General features: G+C 67.2%; 19 protein-coding genes and 1 pseudogene. 6 read left to right on the top strand and 14 right to left on the bottom strand.

The genetic code is table 11. The annotated features are described in order from the left end of the window. Together rlmN and ACFE7K_RS14535 are read right to left on the bottom strand one after the other, a co-directional pair. Positions 1–769: 23S rRNA (adenine(2503)-C(2))-methyltransferase RlmN (gene rlmN / locus ACFE7K_RS14540; RefSeq protein ID WP_375398919.1), on the bottom strand; the 769-nt coding region annotated here is incomplete at its 3' end. Between the two features lie 125 nt (positions 770–894). Beyond that, positions 895–1380, bottom strand: a complete 486-nt coding sequence (locus ACFE7K_RS14535; RefSeq protein ID WP_375398918.1) for a hypothetical protein — start codon at positions 1378–1380, stop codon at positions 895–897. A gap of 199 nt (positions 1381–1579) precedes the next feature. Between ACFE7K_RS14535 and dnaN the strand changes: the two genes are divergently transcribed. From dnaN to gyrB, 3 genes are all read left to right on the top strand, one after another. Further along, on the top strand, positions 1580–2692 hold the full coding sequence (gene dnaN / locus ACFE7K_RS14530; RefSeq protein ID WP_375398917.1) for a DNA polymerase III subunit beta: 1113 nt from the start codon (positions 1580–1582) through the stop codon (positions 2690–2692). A gap of 125 nt (positions 2693–2817) precedes the next feature. Then, the gene (gene recF, locus ACFE7K_RS14525; RefSeq protein ID WP_375398916.1) at positions 2818–3870 is read left to right on the top strand and encodes a DNA replication/repair protein RecF; all 1053 of its coding nucleotides are present in this window, start codon (positions 2818–2820) and stop codon (positions 3868–3870) included. A 240-nt stretch (positions 3871–4110) separates the two neighbouring features. Then, positions 4111–6639, top strand: a complete 2529-nt coding sequence (gene gyrB, locus ACFE7K_RS14520) for a DNA topoisomerase (ATP-hydrolyzing) subunit B (RefSeq protein ID WP_375398915.1) — start codon at positions 4111–4113, stop codon at positions 6637–6639. A gap of 251 nt (positions 6640–6890) precedes the next feature. Here the strand turns inward: gyrB and ACFE7K_RS14515 are convergent, their stop codons facing one another. From ACFE7K_RS14515 to ACFE7K_RS14460, 12 genes and pseudogenes are all read right to left on the bottom strand, one after another. After that, a complete protein-coding gene (locus tag ACFE7K_RS14515) occupies positions 6891–7238 on the bottom strand; it encodes a copper-binding protein (protein WP_375398914.1) in 348 nt (115 codons plus the stop codon). Beyond that, complete coding sequence (locus ACFE7K_RS14510) at positions 7235–10381, bottom strand: efflux RND transporter permease subunit (protein WP_375398913.1); 3147 nt, start codon at positions 10379–10381, stop codon at positions 7235–7237. Before ACFE7K_RS14510 ends, ACFE7K_RS14515 begins: the two co-directional genes overlap by 4 nt. Continuing rightward, positions 10378–11592 (bottom strand): efflux RND transporter periplasmic adaptor subunit, encoded by a 1215-nt coding sequence (locus ACFE7K_RS14505; RefSeq protein ID WP_375398912.1) that lies wholly within the window; start codon positions 11590–11592, stop codon positions 10378–10380. The genes ACFE7K_RS14510 and ACFE7K_RS14505 overlap by 4 nt, the downstream gene beginning before the upstream one ends. Then, on the bottom strand, positions 11589–12818 hold the full coding sequence (locus tag ACFE7K_RS14500) for a TolC family protein (RefSeq protein WP_375398911.1): 1230 nt from the start codon (positions 12816–12818) through the stop codon (positions 11589–11591). Before ACFE7K_RS14500 ends, ACFE7K_RS14505 begins: the two co-directional genes overlap by 4 nt. 88 nt (positions 12819–12906) lie before the next feature. Next, positions 12907–13197, bottom strand: coding sequence for a hypothetical protein (locus tag ACFE7K_RS14495; protein ID WP_375398910.1), 291 nt, complete (start codon positions 13195–13197; stop codon positions 12907–12909). Between the two features lie 98 nt (positions 13198–13295). After that, complete coding sequence (locus ACFE7K_RS14490; RefSeq protein ID WP_375398909.1) at positions 13296–13679, bottom strand: hypothetical protein; 384 nt, start codon at positions 13677–13679, stop codon at positions 13296–13298. A gap of 194 nt (positions 13680–13873) precedes the next feature. Beyond that, the gene (gene dmeF, locus ACFE7K_RS14485) at positions 13874–14827 is read right to left on the bottom strand and encodes a CDF family Co(II)/Ni(II) efflux transporter DmeF (protein ID WP_375398908.1); all 954 of its coding nucleotides are present in this window, start codon (positions 14825–14827) and stop codon (positions 13874–13876) included. Positions 14828–14891: 64 nt separating this feature from the next. After that, positions 14892–15344 carry a DUF305 domain-containing protein gene (locus tag ACFE7K_RS14480; protein ID WP_375398920.1) on the bottom strand — a complete coding sequence of 151 codons (453 nt, stop codon included), beginning with the start codon at positions 15342–15344 and terminating at the stop codon, positions 14892–14894. Between the two features lie 40 nt (positions 15345–15384). Beyond that, the gene (locus ACFE7K_RS14475; RefSeq protein ID WP_375398907.1) at positions 15385–15960 is read right to left on the bottom strand and encodes a c-type cytochrome; all 576 of its coding nucleotides are present in this window, start codon (positions 15958–15960) and stop codon (positions 15385–15387) included. A gap of 64 nt (positions 15961–16024) precedes the next feature. Continuing rightward, positions 16025–16513, bottom strand: coding sequence for a YybH family protein (locus ACFE7K_RS14470; RefSeq protein ID WP_375398906.1), 489 nt, complete (start codon positions 16511–16513; stop codon positions 16025–16027). 58 nt (positions 16514–16571) lie between these two features. Then, positions 16572–17738 (bottom strand): copper resistance protein B, encoded by a 1167-nt coding sequence (locus ACFE7K_RS14465; protein WP_375398905.1) that lies wholly within the window; start codon positions 17736–17738, stop codon positions 16572–16574. Beyond that, positions 17735–18772 (bottom strand): annotated as a pseudogene (locus ACFE7K_RS14460) (multicopper oxidase domain-containing protein); the annotation flags it as partial. The pseudogene ACFE7K_RS14460 and the gene ACFE7K_RS14465, both read right to left, overlap by 4 nt. Positions 18773–18799: 27 nt before the next feature. Between ACFE7K_RS14460 and ACFE7K_RS14455 the strand changes: the two are divergent. The 3 genes from ACFE7K_RS14455 to ACFE7K_RS14445 all read left to right on the top strand — a co-directional run. Beyond that, positions 18800–19246, top strand: a complete 447-nt coding sequence (locus ACFE7K_RS14455) for a hypothetical protein (protein ID WP_375398921.1) — start codon at positions 18800–18802, stop codon at positions 19244–19246. A gap of 68 nt (positions 19247–19314) precedes the next feature. Further along, entirely contained in the window at positions 19315–19893 is a 579-nt protein-coding gene (locus ACFE7K_RS14450) for an AAA family ATPase (protein ID WP_375398904.1), read from the top strand. Continuing rightward, the coding region (locus tag ACFE7K_RS14445) for a bis-aminopropyl spermidine synthase family protein (RefSeq protein WP_375398903.1) at positions 19890–20437 on the top strand (548 nt) is incomplete at its 3' end. The genes ACFE7K_RS14450 and ACFE7K_RS14445, both read left to right, overlap by 4 nt.

Below are 20437 nucleotides of genomic sequence, written 5' to 3'. Positions count from 1 at the left end.
CGCGGACGTCCTTGGTCACGGCGTGGAGCGACACCGCCAGGTTGACCCCGATCTCGGCGCCCGCGCGCGCCATCATCGGCACCACGCCGGAGGTGGATAGCGTGATCCGGCGCTTCGACAGCGCGAGCCCGTCGCCGTCCATGACGAGCTTCAACGCGTCCCGCACATTGTCGAAATTGTAGAGCGGCTCGCCCATCCCCATCATGACGATATTGGTCAGCATCCGACCCTCGGGTTGAGAGGGCCATTCGCCCAGCGCGTCGCGCGCCAGCATCACCTGGCCGACAATCTCCTGGCGCGTCAGGTTGCGCACCAGCCGCATCGTGCCGGTATGGCAGAACCGGCAGTTGAGCGTGCACCCGACCTGGCTCGACACGCACAACGTCCCGCGATCCGCGTCGGGGATGAACACCATTTCGTATTCCTGCCCGTCGTGCGACCGCAGCAGCCACTTGCGCGTCCCGTCGGTCGAGACCTGCGCCTCGACCACTTCCGGGCGACCGATCACGAAGCGCTCGGCCAGCCACGGATGCTGCACCCGGGCGATGTCGGTCATCGCCGTGAAGTCGGTCGTCCCGCGATTATATAGCCAGTGCCAGATCTGCTTGGCGCGCAGCTTCGCTTGGCGCGGCTCCATGCCCGCGGCGAGCAGGGTCGCGCGCACCTCGTCCTTGCCGATCCCGATCAAATCGATCCGCCCATCGGCACGCGCCACCGCCGCGCGCGGAACGGGCACGGGATCGATATGCCCGGAAATTGCCGTCGCCATGCCGATGCCTAGAAAAATTGTCTCCGGGAGCGGCCCTGAACTGATACCTGCTCTTGCGAGAGGCTCAGGACGGCAAGCCGGGAACGGTCACCATTGGATACAGGACCGCCCGAAAAAGTCAAGAATCACCCCCGGCATGCCAGCGCGGCGGCGTCGATCGCGGTGGCGGCGCCGGTCAGCGCATAGGTGTCGGCGAACGGCCGGCCGGTCGTCGCCAGCGCCTCGACGCTCATGCTGCGGCCGACGCGCATCGCCGCGACGATCGCCGCGTCGGTGCGGGCGTCGGGTGCCCAGGCGTCGGTGTCGCCCGCGACCAGCTCGAACCGCCGCTCGCCGATCGACAGCGTCACGCGGCCCTGCCTGGCCCGCCGGTCGCTGAGCCGGACGTGGAGCTGGCCCCGGATGTTGCGGCGGGGCCAGTCGGCGATGCTGGCAAAGGCCAGCGGGCTGCTCGCCACGACCGGCTGGGCGATCGCGAAGCACCGCCGCGGCGCGGCATCGGCAAACGCCCCCCAGCCGCCATAGACGCCGATCGCGTCACGCGCGACAGCCGGCGCTGCCGCGACGAGGATCGCGAACAGCAGCGCTTGGCGGGACCTTGTCGATTTCATGATGTCGGCATCGGACGCCCGCGCCCGAAACGCAACGGCCTCGCCACGGATGCCGCCACGGCACGGTTGCCGTGATGGCCCGCACCCTTGCGGCGCTTGCCCCCGTCCCTTTTATCAGTAAGGAAAGGACACGGCGAATTGCCCCCGGCACGGGACGCTCGGAGGGACGAAAAGGGGCGGCGGGCCCGGGGGATTCTGGATGAAGGCCACGATCGAACGCGCGACCCTCCTCAAGGGGCTGAGCCATGTCCAGTCGGTGGTCGAGCGGCGCAACACCATCCCGATCCTGTCGAACGTGCTGATCGAGGCGACCGCCGAGGGCACGCTGAAGCTGATGGCGACCGACCTCGACCTGCAGATCAACGAGTCGATCGCGGCGTCGGTCGATCAGCCGGGGGCGACGACGGTATCCGCGCACACGCTGTTCGACATCGCCCGCAAGCTGCCCGAGGGCGCGCAGGTCCAGCTGGCGGCGGCCGAGGGCCGGATGACGATCGTCGCCGGGCGCGCACGGTTCCAGCTCGGCACGCTGCCGCGCGACGACTTCCCGGTGATTGCCGAAGGCGAACTGCCCGTCGCGTTCGAGCTGCCCGCCGAGACGCTCAAGCAGATCATCGACAAGACGCGCTTCGCGATCTCGACCGAGGAGACGCGTTACTATCTGAACGGCATCTTCCTGCACGTGTCCGACGATCCGGTGCCGGTGCTGAAGGCGGCGGCGACCGACGGCCACCGGCTGGCGCGCGTCACCATGCCGCGGCCCGACGGCGCCGACGGCATGCCCGACGTCATCATCCCCCGCAAATGCGTGGCCGAACTCCGCAAGCTGCTCGACGAGATTGACGGCTCGGTCGGCGTGTCGCTGTCGCCGTCGAAGATCCGTTTCGATCTCGGCCAGGCGCTGCTGACGTCAAAGCTGATCGACGGCACCTTCCCCGATTACAGCCGCGTGATCCCGACCGGCAACGACAAGATCCTGAAGCTCGATCCGCGCAGTTTCGAGGAAGGCGTCGATCGCGTCTCGACGATTGCCACCGAAAAGACGCGCGCGGTGAAGATGGCGCTCGACCGCGACCGGATCACGCTGTCGGTGACCAGCCCCGAAAACGGCACCGCGTCCGAGGAGGTCCCCGGCGACTATGCCGCCGCCCCGTTCGAGATCGGGTTCAATTCACGCTATCTGCTCGACATATTGGGACAGATCGCCGGCGAGACGGTCGAGGTTCACCTGGCCGACGCCAGCGCCCCGACGCTGATCCGCGAGAACGACAAGGCGCCGGCGCTGTACGTGCTGATGCCGATGCGGGTTTAGCACCGTGTCGGGCGCCATCGCTTAGAGACTGTGTGAAAACGCGCTGAGAGCACGTTTTGCGGTGCCGGCCAATGCAGCCCAGGCATCGCACTATGGCAAGACCCGTGCGATAGCCGCCCCGCACGATGTTGACTCGCCTGATCCTGACAGATTTCCGCAACCATGCCGATGCGCGGCTGGCCCCCGGCCCCGGTTTCGTCGTGCTGACCGGCGACAATGGCGCGGGCAAGACCAACGTGCTGGAGGCGGTGTCGCTGCTCGCGCCCGGCCGCGGTCTGCGGCGCGCGGCGCTGTCCGACATGGCGCGGCAGGACGGCGGCGGCGGGTTCGGGGTTGCGGCGACGATCGATTCCTTGACAGAGATCGGCACCGGTACGCTGGCGAGCGCGCCCGAGCGACGCGTCGTCCGGATCAACGGCGCCCCCGCGACGGCGGCCGCGCTGGCGGAGCGGGTGACGTTGCTGTGGCTGACCCCGGCGATGGACCGCCTGTTCGTCGAGCCGGCCGGCGAGCGGCGGCGTTTCCTCGATCGGCTGGTGCTGGCGCTGTACCCGGCGCACGGCATCCGATCGGCGCGGTACGAGGCGGCGATGCGCGCACGCAACCGGCTGTTGGCCGAGGAACGCCCCGACGGCCAGTGGCTGGCCGCGCTGGAAGCGCAGATGGCCGAGCACGGCGCGGCAATCGACGCGGCACGGCGCGACGTGCTGGCGGCGCTGACCGAGCGGCTGGCCGACCAACCCGAAGGCGCATTCCCCCGCGCTACCCTGGTGCTGACCGGCGGCCCGGCGACCGCCGCCATGCTGGCTCGCGATCGCGCCCGCGACGCCGCCGCCGGCCGCACGCTCGCCGGGCCCCACCGCGGCGACCTGGCGGCGACCCATGTCGAAAAGCGGCAAGCCGCCGCTTTGTGTTCGACCGGCGAGCAGAAAGCGCTGCTGATCGGCATCATCCTGGCTCATGCGGCGCTGGCCGCCGCGCGGACCGGTCATCCGCCGATATTGCTGTTCGACGAAGTCGCGGCGCATCTCGATCCGCTGCGCCGCGCGTCGCTGTTCGATCGGCTGGCGGCGGATGGCGGGCAGACCTGGATGACCGGGACCGAACGCGCCCTGTTCACCGGCATCGGCCGGACCACCTTCTATCGCGTTGACGCCGATGGCGTGACGCCGGCCTGATGAGCTGTCCTACCGCCCCGCTTGCCATTATGGTCGCGCGGCTCTTTGACCAAGCCGGCTTTCTCATCTGGCCCGACCGATCGCGTGCGCTTGATGCCCCGGACCAGTGTCGACCGTGTGAACTTGTGTGAACTTTGGCGTGCCGCCGCCCTATTCGGCCAGCGTGACCGTTTCCACTCCGACTGGGGCGACTTGGCCATTTCGCTTCCGTTGTGCGGCCCCTTTCCCTATATGCTTGTCATGGCAGAACCGCAGAATCCAAACGACTATGGCGCCGATTCGATCAAGGTCCTGAAGGGGCTCGACGCCGTCCGCAAACGCCCCGGAATGTATATCGGCGATACCGACGACGGATCGGGCCTGCACCACATGGTGTTCGAGGTATCCGACAACGCGATCGACGAGGCGCTGGCCGGGCATTGCGACCGGATCGACATCACGCTCAATCCCGATGGATCGGTCAGCGTCACCGATAACGGCCGCGGCATCCCGACCGGCATCCATGCCGAGGAAGGCGTGTCGGCGGCCGAGGTCATCATGACCCAGCTCCACGCCGGCGGCAAGTTCGAGAACACGTCGGAAGACAATGCCTATAAGGTATCGGGCGGGCTGCACGGCGTCGGCGTGTCGGTGGTCAATGCGCTCAGCGAATGGCTGGACCTGACGATCTGGCGCGACGAGACGGAGCATTACATGCGCTTCGCGTTCGGCGATGCCGTCGCGCCGCTGAAGGTCGTCGGCCCGGCGCCGGGCATGAAGGGCACGCGGGTCACCTTCCTGCCCAGCCCGGCCACGTTCAAGATCGTCGAGTTCGATTTCGACAAGCTCGAGCACCGCTATCGCGAACTCGCCTTCCTCAATTCGGGGGTGCGGCTGTTTCTGACCGATGCGCGGCATGAAGAACCGCGGACGGTCGAGCTGTTCTATGAAGGCGGGATCGCCGCCTTCGTGAAATATCTCGATCGCGCCAAGGCACCGCTCTTTCCCGAACCGATCGCGATTACGGGACAGCGCGACGATATCGGCATCGACGTCGCGCTGGAATGGAATGATTCCTATTACGAGAACGTCCTGTGCTTCACCAACAACATCCCGCAGCGTGACGGCGGGACGCATTTGGCGGCGTTCCGTTCGGCGCTGACCCGGACGCTCAACGGCTATGCCGAGAAATCGGGCATCCTGAAGAAGGAGAAGATCGCGCTGACCGGCGACGACATGCGCGAGGGGCTGACGGCGATCGTCTCGGTCAAGCTGCCCGATCCGAAATTCTCGTCACAGACCAAGGACAAGCTCGTCTCGTCCGAGGTGCGCCAGCCGCTCGAATCGCTGCTCGCCGACAAGATGGCCGACTGGCTGGAGGAAAATCCGGCCAATGCGCGTCAGATTATCCAGAAGGTGATCGATGCCGCCGCGGCCCGCGAGGCCGCCAAGAAAGCGCGCGAGGCAAGCCGCAAGTCGGTGATGGGCATCGCCAGCCTGCCCGGCAAGCTCGCCGACTGCCAGGAAAAGGACCCGGCCAGGTCCGAGCTGTTCCTGGTCGAGGGCGATTCGGCAGGCGGCTCGGCCAAGCAGGGCCGCGACCGCCATTTCCAGGCCATCCTGCCCCTGCGCGGCAAGATCCTGAACGTCGAGCGCGCCCGGTTCGACCGCATGCTGGGGTCCAAGGAGATCGGCACGCTGATCCAGGCGATGGGCACCGGCATCGGCCGCGACGACTTCAAGCTCGACAAGCTGCGCTATCACAAGATCGTCATCATGACCGATGCCGATGTCGACGGCGCGCATATCCGGACGTTGCTGCTGACCTTCTTCTATCGCCAGATGCCCGAGATCATCGAGGCGGGGCACCTCTTCATCGCCCAGCCGCCCTTGTACAAGGCGACCCGCGGACGATCCGAAGTATATCTGAAGGACGATCCCGCGCTCGACCAATATCTCGTCGACAATGGCGTGACCGGCACCGTGCTCGACGCACCCGACGGCCAGCGCGCCGGCGACGCCCTGCGCGCGCTGGTCGAGCATGCGCGCCGGATGCGCACGCTGATGCGCTACGTGCCGCGCCGCTATGATCCGATGATCATCGAATCGCTGGCGCTGGGCGGCGGGCTCGATCCCGCGGCGGCCGCCGCCGAGCACGCCGCATCGCTGACCAGCGTCGTCACGCGGCTGGACGCCGCCGATGCCGATGCGCGCTGGTCGGCGCGGGTGACCGAGGAGGGCGGCTATCATTTCGAGCGCGCCTGGCGCGGGGTGACCGATCACCACATCGTCGAGGCGGCGTTCCTGCTGTCCGCCGAGTCGCGCAAGCTCCATGCCTTGGCCGACGAACAGGCGGCCAGCTACCTCCTGCCCGCCAAGCTGGTGCCCTCGCGCGCCGCCGCGGCCGACGATGCGGCGCGTCAGGCCGGCGAACAGGCAGAGGAGGAGGACGAGGACGGCGACGAACCGGTGGCGATCGACAGGACGGTCGACAGGACGGTCGGCAAGGGCGAGGCGCTGGTCTCGCGCCCGTCGCAGCTGCTTGAGGCGATCCTGACCGCGGGCCGCAAGGGCCTGTCGATCCAGCGCTACAAGGGGCTTGGCGAGATGAACGCCGAGCAATTGTGGGAAACCACGCTCGATCCGACCAATCGGTCGATGCTGCGCGTGGCGATCGACCAGGCCGACATCGCCGACGAGATCTTCACGCGACTGATGGGCGACGTGGTCGAGCCGCGACGCGAGTTCATCCAGGAAAACGCGCTCAGCGTCGCCAATCTCGACGTCTGACCCTGGTCTTAACGGACCCAATTAAGCTCCGTTTGGCCTTGAATAGACTGTTCTTGGACTCAATTGAGCTTGCCTGGCCATAGGTCGGGAAGACGCATTAGGTTCGTCCACGGGTTCGGCGGCAATTCGCGGTTGAGGCTCGATTGGTCATTCATGTTGCTCCACCGGCTGGCCGTTCACGGCGCCTGTAGCAGTTAGCGACGGAATGGTCGTTCGCCAATTACGGCCACGGCTCGCCTTACCCGCTACTCTCACCGCTTCGTGATCGAGGTAAGCCTCCCCGCCTTTCCGTCCCAGTCGAAAGCGAAGTCGACCTTGTCCCCGACCTTCAGCCCGTCGAGCGCTGCCGGCCTGCCCGAGAACGTCATCGTCATCGCCGGCCATCCGAGTTCGGTCACCGGTCCGTGCTGCAGCGTGACCTCGCCGGAAGCGGCATCGATCTTGGTGACGACACCGCTGCCATGGCCGGACTTGGTCTCGGCAGGCAAGTTCGTGCCCGCCATTGACCCGTTGTCCGGCCCGGCCGCCTGCGGCGCCGGCTTGCCGCATCCGGCGATCGCGAGCGGCAGGGCCGCTGCGAGCAACATCCTGTGGGTCATTTCGGTTCTCCTTGGCTGGGATTGGAATGATCGCCGGGTCGCCGCCGCAACAGCAGGTATGCAGCCGGGATCACTAGCATCGACAGAAGCGGTGCGGTCAGCATGCCGCCGATCATCGGCGCGGCGATGCGGCTCATCACCTCCGAGCCCGTGCCGGTGCCGACGAGGATCGGAAGCAAGCCGGCGAGGATGACCGCGACCGTCATGGCCTTCGGGCGGACCCGCAGGAGGGCCCCTTCGCGCACCGCAGCCTCCACCGCTCGTTCATCTGGCGATGGCCCGCGATCAGCGAGCGCGTGTTTCAGGTAGATAAGCATCACCACGCCGAACTCCGCCGACACTCCCGCGAGCGCGATGAACCCGACCCCGGTCGCGACCGACTGGTTGTAGCCGAGCAGGTAGAGCAGCCACACCCCGCCGGTCAGCGCGAACGGCAGCGTGCCCATCACCAGCGCCGCCTCGTCGAGCCGCCGGAACGTCGCGTAGAGCAGCAGGAAGATGATCAGCAGCGTCGCCGGGACGACGATCTTCAGCCGCTCGACCGCGCGCTGGAGGAACTCGAACTGCCCGGTGTAGCTGACGCTGATCCCGGGCGGCAGCTTCACCTTGGCGGCGACTGCTTGCTGGAGATTACCGACGATAGTGGTCAGCGGCGCGCCACGCCCGTCGACGTAGATCCACGTCACTGGCCGCCCGTTCTCGGTGCGCAGCATTGGCGGCCCGTCGCTGACGTTGATGTCCGCGACCGTGCCGAGAGTTACCTGCTGGAGTGATGGCGTCAGGACGGGCAGGTTGCGCAGCGAATCGACGCTGTCGCGCAGTTCGCGAGGGTAGCGCACGCTGATCGGGTAGCGCGCCAGCCCCTCGACCGTCTGGCCGACCGTTTCGCCACCGATTGCGCTCGATACCACCGACTGAACGTCGGCGACGTTGAGCCCGTAGCGGGCAGATGCCGCGCGATTGATGGTGACATCGATGTAGCGTCCGCCGGTCAGCCGCTCCGCGAGTGCCGAACTAACCCCCGGGACCGTCTTTGCGACCTGCTCGATCTCGCGCGCGGTCGCGTCGATCTCGGCCAGGTTCGAGCCCGCCACCTTGATCCCGATCGGGCTCTTGATCCCGGTCGACAGCATGTCGATGCGGTTGCGGATCGGCGGGATCCAGAAGTTGGCGAGGCCGGGCACCCTCACCGCATGGTCGAGTTCGTCGATCAGTTTGTCCTGCGTCATTCCCGGCCGCCACTGATCCTTCGGCTTGAACCGGATCGTCGTCTCGAACATTTCGAGCGGCGCGGGATCGGTCGCGGTGTCGGCGCGGCCGGCCTTGCCGAACACACTGTCAACCTCGGGCACGGTCTTGATCAGCCGGTCGGTCAGCTGGAGCAGCTGCCCCGCCTTGGCGGTCGAGATGCCCGGCAGCGCCGATGGCATGTAGAGCAGGTCGCCCTCGTTCATCTTCGGGATGAACTCGCCGCCGAGTTGGCTGATCGGCCAGATGCTGGTCGCAAACACCAGCGCGGCGATTATCAGCGCCTTCTTCGGCCGCGCCAACACCCAGTCGAGCGCGGGACGATAGACTCGGGTAAGCGCGCGGTTGATCGGGTTCGCGTTTTCCGATGGGATGCGCCCCCGGATGAGATAGCCCATCAGCACCGGGATCAGCGTAATCGACAGGATCGCCGCGCCCGCCATCGCATAGGTCTTGGTGAACGCGAGCGGCGCGAACAGCCGTCCCTCCTGACCCTGGAGGGAGAAGATCGGAACGAACGAGAAGGTGATGATGAGCAGCGACAGGAACAGCGCCGGCCCGACTTCGACCGCCGCGGCCGTGATCACCCGCCATCGCTCCGGCCCGGCCAGCGTTTCGTTGGGATGGTCGCGCGTCCAGTGCTCGAGATGCTTGTGCGCATTCTCGATCATCACGACGGCCGCATCGACCATCGCGCCGATCGCGATGGCGATACCCCCCAGCGATAGGATGTTGGCATTGAGCCCCTGGACCCGCATCGCAATGAACGCGGCGAGGATGCCGAGCGGCAGCGTCAGGATCGCGACCAGCGCCGAGCGCGCATGCCAGAGGAACAGCGCGCAGACGATCGCGACAACGATGAACTCCTCGATCAGCTTGCCGGTGAGGTTGTCGACCGCGCGGTCGATCAGTCCCGAGCGGTCGTAGGTCGTGACCACCTCGACGCCCGGCGGCAGGCTCTTCTTCAGCTCGTCGAGCTTGGTGCGCACGCCGTCGATAACCTCGCGCGCGTTCTTGCCTTGGCGCATGACGACGACACCGCCGGCAACCTCGCCCTGGCCGTTCAGCTCGGCGACGCCGCGCCGCATGTCGGGTCCGACCTGGATGGTTGCCACGTCGCCGAGCGTTACCGGCGTGCCGCCGACGGTCTTCAAGGGGATCGCGCGGAAGTCGTCGAGCGAGGCGAGGTAGCCGGTCGAGCGGACGATATATTCGGCCTCGGCCATCTCCAGCACCGACCCGCCGCTCTCCTGGTTGCCGCGCTTCAAGGCCTCGATCACCGCCGCGTGCGGGATGCCGTAGGCGGCGAGCTTCTGCGGATCGAGGATTACCTGATACTGCTTGACCATGCCGCCGATGCTGGCGACCTCGGCAACGCCGGGCACCGCTTTCAACTCGTAGCGCAGGAACCAGTCCTGAATGCTGCGTAGCTGGGCGAGGTCGTGACGGCCGGTCCGGTCGACCAGCGCGTATTCATAAACCCAGCCGACGCCGGTCGCGTCCGGGCCGAGCGAAGCCTTCGCGCCGTCGGGCAGGCGGCCCTGCACCTGGCTCAGATATTCGAGCACGCGGCTGCGCGCCCAATAGAGGTCGGTCTGGTCGTCGAACAGCACATAGACGAAGCTGTCGCCGACGAACGAATAGCCGCGCACAACCCGCGCGCCGGGAACGGACAGCATCGTCGTCGTGATGGGATAAGTGACCTGGTCCTCGACGATGCGCGGCGCCTGTCCGGGATAGGTCGTGCGGATGATGACCTGGACCTCGGACAGATCGGGCAGCGCATCGACCGCTGTCGTTCGCACCGCGCCGACGCCGATCGCGACCAGCGCGAGCGCCGCGAGCAGGACGAGGATGCGCGCCTTAACCGACGCCGCGATGATCCGCGCGATCATTTGGCGTCGCCCGCGATCGGCCGGGCCGCGATGCCGGTCAGGCTCGCCTCGCTGTCGAGTAGGAACTGGCCCGAAGCGACGACCTTTTCCCCCGCCGCAAGCCCGGCGAGGATTTCGGTTTGGCCGCCAGCCTCGCGGCCGATGCGGACCTCCGCTGGCCGGAATCGCCCCTTGTCCAGGGCGAGCATCACCAGCGTGCGCTTGCCGGTGCGGATGACGGCTTCGCTCGGCACGAGTAGCGCGGATCGCGACTTGTCGCCAAGATGGACCGTGGCGAACATGCCGGGGCGCAGCCGCCCGTCGCGGTTGGCGAGTTCGATGCGGACGGTCAGCGTCCGGCTGTCGGCCTGCGCGGTGGGCAATACCGCGATGACGCGACCGGTAAACCGTTCGCCGGGGAAGCCTGCCAGCTCCGCGGTCGCGGCTTGACCGATCTTCACGTCACCGACACGAACTTCGGGGACGGCGGCGTTCAGCCAGACCGTCCCGAGCCCGTTGACCTGTGCCAGCGTTTGACCGGCGGCGAGCGTGACGCCGGCGCGTGCGTCGAGCGTCGTGATGACGCCGCCGATCGGGCTGCGGATCGTGGTCATGCCGCGCCCGCCCGCTGCGCCGCCCGGCACGCCGATCAGCCGCAACCGCTGGCGCGCGGCGGCGATCAGGGTCGGGTCGCCGGTCTTGCGCACCGCCTCGTATTCGCCCTGCGCACCGCCCCATTCCGGCACCAGCACGTCGGCGATGGGCGCCCCGGCGCGGATCACGTCGCCGGGCGCCCGGCCATAGACGCGCTGGATGAACCCAGTGGCACGAGCCTGGACGATCGCGATGTCGCGCTGATTGAAATCGATCGCGCCGGTGACGTCGAGCGAGCCGGCGAGCGTGCCTTCCGTCGCGGTCGCCAGCCGGATGCCGAGGCTCTGCATCGCGGAAGGGTCGATTTTAAAGCCAGGCGCGGCGGCTGGATCGCCGCTGTCATCGGCATATTTGGGAACGGTCTTCATTCCCATCGACGACAGCGAGTCCGGGTTGTCGTAATGCTCGCCCGGCACCATCGGGTCGTAGTAATAAAGCGGCTTTTGCGCGTCGGTCTTTCCGGGCGCAGCTGTTCCGCCCTGCGATCCGGCGAGATAATAGCCCCCCGCGCCCGCCACGAGAGCGACGGCGGAGAGCGTGGCCGCGAGTTGCGAGCGTTGCAGCGATGTGAGGGTCATCGGTCGGCGCTCCCGAACAAGAGGTTGAGCCGCACGCCATCGGCGGCAACGGTGGCTTCACGGTCGAGCGTCTCGAGGATTGCGTCGGCCAGCGCGGTATGGGCATCGACGAGGTCGATCAGGCTCGCGCGCCCGGCAGCATAGCTCGCCACCTCAAGGTTGACGCGCTCCTGCGCGAGCGGTTGCAGGACATCGCGCGCGCGCACCCACTGATCATGGTGCATGACGTGGTCGGCGAGCCCCGCGTCGAGATCGGCGGTCAGCGCACGCAGTGCCGCATCGGCGTCCGCGCGGGCGGCGCCCGCATCGGCGGCGCGCGCCGCGATGACGGGGTCTTGTCGGCGCTTTTTGAACAGCGGCAGTCCGATCGTCACGCCCGCCGAGACATAGTCGCCGAAGCGCGGGTCACGCCGCTGGTAGGAGAGATCGACCCCGAAATCCGGACGACGGTCGGCTTGCGCCAACCGCAGATCGGCGTCCGCCCGGTTTGCCTGCGCCGCAAGCAGGACGAGCGCGGGTTGCTTGTCGAGGCCGGCGCGCAGGTGCACCGGATCGACCGTGATGTCGGGCAGGCTCCCGGCGATATCGGGATCGGCCTCGCCGGTCCACCGGGTCAGCTCGGCCTTCGCGCGCGCCACTGCCGCCACCAACTCGGCGCGACGATCCTGTAGCCGCGCCAACGCCGCGCGGCCCGCCAAGGTCTGCGCGGGACGCGCGTTGCCCGAGGCGACCGCGCTGGGCGACGTCCGGACGATGCGGGCGAGCTTTGCGAGCACGTCGTCGAGCGCGGCAAGTCGCCGTTCGGCATAGGCAAGGCTCATCCAGGCGATCGCGGTCTGGACCTCGACGACGCGCAGCTCGACAGCGGTCGCGGCATCGGCGACGGCGATGTCGGTATCTGCGCGGCCCCGCTGGGCGCGGCGCTTGGCGAGGTTCGGGATGTCCTGCGAGATGCCGATCCTCGCCCAGGTGAAGTTGTCGCGCGAGGGCTGGAACGCGAGCGGCCCCGAGATCGGGAAGCTGTCGATGCCGAGCCCGAGCTTGGGGTCCGGCAACTGCCCCGCCGCGATGCGCGAGGAACGGGTCGCATCGGCGGCGAGCACCTTCGCCTTGATCGACGGCGCGTCGGCCCGCGCCTTGGTAAGCGCATCGTCGAAGGTGAGCGGTCCGGCCAGCGCAGCCGATGGAAGCGCGACACCCGCGATTATCGTGCAGAGAAGTCTCATTGTCGCCTCCGGAAAGAAGTGGCGTCCGTCGTCGCTGGGGCGCAGCCGGCGGATTCCCAGCCGCTGCGCCCTCGCGTGTGACGGCTGTTCAGCCTTGAGAGGCGGGGCGGCCGTTGATCGGCATGGCCATGCCCGCCGCCTGCGCCTCGGAACCGCGCATCATGCCGTAGTCGCAACCGGCGGCCATTGCCTTACCGTCGCTGACCCAAACGCGCACCGGCGCGCGAGCCGGCGTGCGTGGCCCGTAACTGGGCTGTGCGCGCCATTCGTAATGGCCGGTTGAGGTGGTCGGCATTGAATCGGCAGCGAAAGCCGATGGAGCCGAGATAAAAGATACGAACACAGCCGCGACGCCGGCGGCGCAGATGGAAATCTTCATGGTGATGATCCTCGATTGAAATGCGGTTTGGCGATGCGGATCGGTCGATCGCGTGCCGCAGCACGGCACGATCAGGCGATCAGCGACGCCGGTTCGGTTCAGCCGAGGAGTGTGGGTGGTTCCGGCTCGGGAGCGATGGCGCGACTGGCCAGAGGTGCGGCGACCATCCAGAACCGCGGTGCCGCGACCGCGACACTCGAAGCGGCCACAGGAGAGATGTCCTTCATGGCCATCGCGACCGAGCAGCCGGTCATCAACATGCAGCCAGCGGGCGGGGCTTTGTCACCCTTGCTCTTGCCGCTCTTGGCCAGTTTGGCATCGCAATCGGGACAATTCGTGCCCATCGCACAGTCCGGCATGTCGGCCATTGCCGCTGGCTGGCCGGGCACCATCAGGATGCACGGCGCGGCCACAGCGACGCCATTGCCGGCGAGCCCGAACAGGACTCCGACCAGCAGGAGATGGCGCAGCAGCTTCAGCATTCGTTATGGGTGCGAGATGACATGGCGAAAGTCAATTCGCCGTCTCGTGATCCGAAGTTACAGCGCACGCAACCGGCGTTAGAGCGACTTTGATCGCTACGGCGTCGAACGACGATCGCATCTGGTCTGAAAACCCGGTAACGGTCGCACTCCGCCGCTTCGCGACTGATTTCGTCCGCACCGCGCACAGGTGTCTATGCCGCCCGCCGCATGTGGTGCGAACCGGCACAGCGATGCGGCTCCACAGTAATATGGACCAGCTCGTCGTGAATGCGCAGGCGCTCGGCATAGGCCGAGGGCGCGAGCGGTTCCGCCGCGACCAGTGAGACGATGGTGGCGTAGCGTCCCGGTCCCACCCGCCAGACGTGGAGGTCCGTAATGGCGGCGTCGCCGTCTTCGATCGCCTCGCGAATCTCTTCGGCGAGCGCCGGATCGGCCGTCGCATCGACCAGGACCACCCCCGTCTCGCGCAACAAACTCCACGACCAGCGCGCGATGACCGCGGCCCCAACGATACCCATGGCGGCATCCATCCATCGCCAGCCCAGATAGAGGCCGGCGAGCAGCGCGCCGATCGCCAGGACCGACGTGAGGGCGTCGGCCAGGACGTGGAAATAGGCCGAACGGAGATTGTTATCGTGCTGGTGGGCATGGTCGCCATCATGATGGTGGTGGGCATGTCCATGATCGTGGCCGCCACCGAGGAGCCATGCGCTGGCGAGATTCACGGCGAGCCCGAGCGCCGCGATCCATAGAGCCTCGCCATAGGCGATGGCGACCGGTGAGAGTAGATGTCGGACGGATTCGACCGCAATGCCGATCGCCACGAGCGCCAGGATCAGCGCGCTGGCGAAGCCCGCGAGATCGCCGACCTTGCCCGTGCCGAATGTGAAACGGGGATCATCGGAACGCCGTCGTGCGAAGCGGTAGGCGAGCGCAGCCGCGCCGAGTGCGCCCGCATGGGTCGCCATGTGCATCCCGTCGGCGAGCAGCGCCATCGATCCGGTGATCCACCCGGCGAGGATTTCGACCACCATCATCCCCGCAGTCAGCGCGACGACCCACGTCGTGCGCCGCTGGTTCGCATCGTGCGCTTCGCCGAGGAAGACGTGGCTGTGCCGGTGGTGTTCGATCGTGTCGGCGTGCAAGCGGGTTCTCCTGCGCGGGCTTATCGGATGACTTCTAGCAGATGGCGCTTGCGCGAATCTAGTTTCACAGGCGCTGCAGGATGCCCTTCATCTCGTCGATCTCCTGCCGCTGCGATTTGATGATCTCGCCGCACAGGCGCTTCACCTCGGGGTCCCGGAGCTTGGCCTCGCGACACATCAGGATGGCGCCCGAATGGTGCGGGATCATCGAGCGGAGGAAGGCGGTGTCACCGATCGTCGTCTGCGTGCGGATCAGTGCGAACGATCCAAGGAGCGCGACGGCCGAAACCACGAGGATGGCCGCGTTTGCACGCTTGTTTGGAAACATACTCATCATCCCCAGGGTCATCCCAATTGTCATGGGTGCGAGCATGATAAGTGTCATGTAGAGCATGTTGAGGTTGTTGTAGAAGCTGCCGAGCCCATCAATCATGACGAACATCGCCAGATACATGATGACGCCGCTGAACGCGGACTGCACCGCAAGGCTCGCGTAGCCGTTCTTCATGCCCTTCATGTCTTTCACGTCGTCTCTCCTGTTCCGTCGCCCCCGCGCGTCACTTCATCCCCGGCATGTCCTTCATCATCTCGTCGTGGTCGGCTGGTGCGCTCGCGACCAGCCGCTTGTATTCCTCGGGCGTCATCCCCGGCAGCTTGCGCACGAACGCCACCATGTCCCAGATCAGCGGATCAGGATGGGTCTTTCCCCACGATGGCATGGCGCTCAGCTTGACCCCGTGCTTGATGATCCAGAACTGCTGACCGGCGGTCAGGTCCTGCGCCTCGGCCAATACCGGCGCCTGCGGATACAGGCCCTTGCTCAGCTCGGACGCTTCGACGCCCGGCCCGAGATGGCAGGACGAGCACATCTCGTTGTAGAGGCCCGCGCCGACCGCAAGGCGCTGCGGCGACGCGAGGTCGGCGGGTGGCTGAATGCCACGCGCATGGACCGCGATGGACCGGTCGCGCAGGCTCTCGAGCAGCGCGTAGACGGGCCGCGTGTGCGGTTCGTCGGCAGCGATGTTGTAGACCCCGAAATATAGGAAGGCGGCCGTCGCGACGATCAGCGCGGCGAGGCTCGCGCCCGCGAAAGTGACGCTGGGCATATGGTGTCGCCAGTCGATCCTCTTCATTTCCTTCGCCTCCTCGTTCGCCGTCCAATCCGCAGGACGATCATCGGGTTCACGCGCGATGGCGTCAGGCCCCCTTCGGTCGCCGCGCGCTGTTGTGCATCGACACGATGCGCCATCTGTCGCCGGTCTTGCGGAGCACGCTCGTCGCCACGCCAAGGCGTTCCGCAGGGTCACCGACCTTCGGCACGATCCGGTAGCGGTAGATTTCCGTGGCGAGCGCGACGCCGCCGACGAACCTGACGTCGATCCTATAGTCGGAGAAACTGAACGACCGGAACTCGCCCAGTTCGGGGGTGAGGTGATGTTCGAGGTAGTTCGCGTAAGTGCCCTCGGCACCACCAGATTCGAAGATCTGGGCGTCGGCTGCGAACAGTCGTTCGGTGCCGCGCGCATCGAGCTGTTCGATCGCGGCCTTGTATTGCGCCAGGACGGCGGTCACGGCGCGGGTGTCGGTAGCCTCTACGCCTTGGGCCGTCGGGACGGCGGCGATGGTGACCGCGGGCAGGGTCGCCACGACCGCTGCGGCGAGGACGGCGATAATCGGCTTCGGCATCCATGTACTCCTTGTTCCCTGCTCGGCTGACGCCAGGCCGATACGTCCCATCACCGTCTCAGAACCCGAACCGCACGCCGGCCACGAGGCTGGTCGACGTCGGCCGCTGGCCGTCCGCACGCGCATAGTCGGCGGTTCGACCGGTCTTCGCTTCGTATGACACGCCGACATAGGGCGCGAAGCGCCGGGTGATCTCGTAGCGCAGGCGCAGCCCCAGCTCGGCGTCGGTCAGCCCGGCGCCGATCCGCTGGCGCGGCATGTCCTGCGCCGCGAGGTTGAACTCGACGCGTGGCTGGAGGATGAGCCGCTGCGTGATGCGCTGATCGTAATAGCCTTCCAGCCGTCCGAGCACGTCGCCCTGCGGCGAGATGAACGCGGCACCCTCGACCTCGAACATGTAGGGTGCGAGGCCCTCGAACCCGATTGTCGCGTAGGTTCGGGTCGGCGTTGGCTTGAAGTCGTGCCGCACGCCTGCCTGCAGGTTGAAGTAGGGCCCGACCGCGCGGCTGTAGAGCGCCTGCACCTCGGCGCTGTCCACGCCCTCACGGAAGATGCCCTCGCCCTCGGTCTTCGCCGTCAGCCGGTTGACGTCGCCGCCGAACCAGCCCTCCCCGTCCCAGCGGTAGCCGTCGCGGCCAGAGCGCACCTGGTATTCGGCGAGGTTGAAAAGGATCGTGCCGAGCGGGCGGCCGCCCTGCTCGCGCATCATGTCGCGTCGCGACCGCGACATCACGGGGGCGGGGAAGAAGCGGTCGGCGTAGTGGTCACCCGGCGCCGGCGGGGCCGGAGCGTCGCCGGCGGGCAAGGCCGTTCCGGTCTGCGCCATTCCGGGCATCGTCATTCTGGCCATGTCGCCTGAGGGCTTCGATCCGGACATGTCCATCCCCGGCATCGCTTGGGGCGAGGCGGTGCCGGGTTGGGTCGGCGCACCCATATCCATTCCCGGCATAGTCGTCGGCGTTTCGGTCTTGCCCGGCTTGCCCATGTCCATCCCGGGCATGGCGCCGGATCCGGCTGGTTTCGGCGCGCGCTTCGGCGACGGTCGAACCGCCTTGCGCGCCGGAGCAGGCTTCGCCTTCATGGCGGCCGGCTTGGCCTTCGCAGCCGGCTTCTTTGCGGGCATCGGCATGTTCATGCCCGGCATGCCCTGCATCGATTGGGCGGAGGCGGCCGATGCGATCAGGGCGACTGCTGTGCCGGCCGCGAGCGCGGCGACGCGGATCATGCCGCACCTCCCTTCGGACGCACGCTCACGGTCCGCATCATCCCGGCCATCATGTGGTAGAGCAGGTGGCAGTGGAACGCCCAGTCGCCGACGGCGTCGGCGGTGAAGTCCCACGTCACCTTGCCGCCCGGCTGGACGATCACGGTATGCTTCCTCGGCGCGTGGTCGCCGTGCCCGGTCACCAGCTCGAAGAAGTGGCCATGGATGTGGATCGGGTGGCCCATCATCGTGTCGTTGATGAGGTTGACCCGCACCCGCTCGCCCTCGGTAAAAGGAAACGGCTCCATCGTGTCGGACATCTTCACGCCGTCGAACGACCACATGAAGCGTTCCATGTTGCCGGTCAGGTGGATGTCGAGACTGCGCGACGGCGCCCGCACGTCGGGATTCCGCTCGAGCGCCATCAGGTCCTTGTAGACCAGCACGCGGTGGCCGACGTCTTCCAGACCCTGGCCCGGTTCGCCGGTCCGGTCCATCGGCATCGGCGAGATCGTCTGGACGCCGGGTCCCTTCTTGACCTCGGGGGCGTAGGAGAAGTCGCGCATCTTCATCGCGCCCATGTCCATGCCGGCCATGTCGCCCGAGCCCGACATACCCGCCATTTTCGAATGGTCCATGCCCGCCATGCTCGGCGGCATCCGCTCGACGCCGCCCAGTGTGGCCGAGCGGTTCTGCTCGCTCGTCGGATCGACGCCGCGCGACTGCGGCATCGACATGCCCGGCATGGCGCCGCTGGAACTGCCCGACATGTCCATTCCCGGCATCGGCTTCGACATGTCCATCCCGGCCATGCCGTCCTTCTTGCCGCCCATGTCGCCCATCGACGACATGTCCATGCCCATGTCCTTCATCGTGGCGGTCGGACGCGGACGCAGCGGCGGCACCACGGCGACCATTCCAGCGCGGGGCGCCAACGTCGCGCGCGCCATCCCCGACCGGTCGACCGCCTCGCCGACCAGCGTGAACGCCTTGTCCTCGGTCGGCGTGACGATGGCGTCATAGGTCTCGGCGACGCCGATCTGGAACTCGTTGACCTCAGGCGCTCGGCCGGGTTGCGCACATTGCTTGAGACGCTGAACGCCGTCGGTTCGCCGTTGATGACGCTCGGGTGCGAGTGCGGCGTGTTTCGTCGCGAGCCCGAATCGGAGGGGGAACCCGACCGGTATGTCGGGTCGTATGTTGCGATCGCCTTCCGCAAGCCCGCGCTTAACACGGCCGAGCGCATCTACGAGCTGACGCGCGGCGTGCTCGCCCGCACCGCGGGCAGCGATTCGCACCACTACACGTTCGAGATCACGGTCACGCCGCTGCGCACCTTCTTCGGCCATGCGAAATGCTTCGAGATGCACGTCAACGCACTGGGCTACGGCAGTGACGACGCGCAGGCCTGGGCCGCCTTCGGCGCAGCGTGCATGGCCATCGCGGCCGCCGTCGAGGGCGTGATCGCGCTGCCGCCGGACGATGCGCTTTTCGCGACTCTGCCAACGGCCGCAATCCTGCCCGACTAACCCGAACCGGATCGGCCCCCTTGACTCGCGGCGGCGATCCGCGACGATCTCCCCATCGGGGGATTTTCATGCCTAAGGTCATATACCTGACCGGCGCGCCGGCGTCGGGGAAGAGTTCGACGACCAAGATGCTTTCCGGGCAGGTGTCCGGCCTGCAGGTCTGGGAATACGGCGCGCGGCTAACCGAGCACGTCCGGCGTCGGGTCGATGGGGTCGCCAGCCAGGACGAGTTGCGGACGCGGTCGGCTGGCGTCGTGACGCCGGCGGACGTCGACGAGGTCGACGACGCGCTGATCGCGTTCGTCGAGGGGCATCGCGGGCGGCAACACGTCCTGATCGACAGCCATCCGGTCACCAAGGAGGAATACGGCTACCGGATCACGCCGTTCTCGCTCGAACGCTTCGCGCAGCTCGCGCCCGACGAGATCTGGGTGCTCTACGCCGATCCCGATGAGACGCGCAGGCGGATCGCCGCCGATGCCGGCGGGCGACCGATGGTGACCGTCGAGGAGGCCAGGACGCACACCGCGCTCCAGTCGTCGGTGGCGGCCACCTACGGCATGTCGCTGGGGCGGCCGGTCTACCTGTTCGACACGGCTGCACCGCGCGACTGGCTGGTGGCCCGGCTGGCGGCGAGGTTGGCATGACGGGCGTGCTCGGATGGATCGGCGGCATCGTCCGCGGCGGTGGCCAGCAGCCGGAGCAGGTGGCGCCGTCCGCACCGCAGGAGCGAAGGCGCGTCGATCTCCGGAAGGCCATCAACGCGGTGTCCGACGTGGTGCAGAACCGGCCTCGTCCCCTGCGGGTCTTCGACCAGATCCACATGAAGACAGGCGACATGGTGCTGCAGAGCGAGATGATCGCCGACTGGGCCGACGGCAAGCGTCTGGCATTCATCGGGGATGGCGACGCGATCAGCGTGTGCGTCGCCTATCTGCGCGCCCGCGACGTGCTGAACTTCGGCCCCTCGCACATAACGGTCTTCGACTTCGACGAGCGCACGGTCGAGGCGGTGATGAACTTCGCCGACCGCGAGCGGATCACGAACCTCGACGCGCGGCTTTACAACGTGCTCGACGCTATGGAGCCGGGCGAGCTGTTCGACTGCTTCTACACCAACCCCCCTTGGGGCGCCTCGAACAACGGCGAGAGCGTCAACGTATTCGTCGAGCGCGGCATGGAGGCGACGGG

It is taken from the genome of uncultured Sphingomonas sp. (genome assembly GCF_964244265.1).
Lineage (GTDB): Bacteria > Pseudomonadota > Alphaproteobacteria > Sphingomonadales > Sphingomonadaceae > Sphingomonas.
The sequence above is the reverse complement of the archived record's forward strand: the minus strand, read 5'-3'. Positions and strand labels throughout refer to the sequence as shown.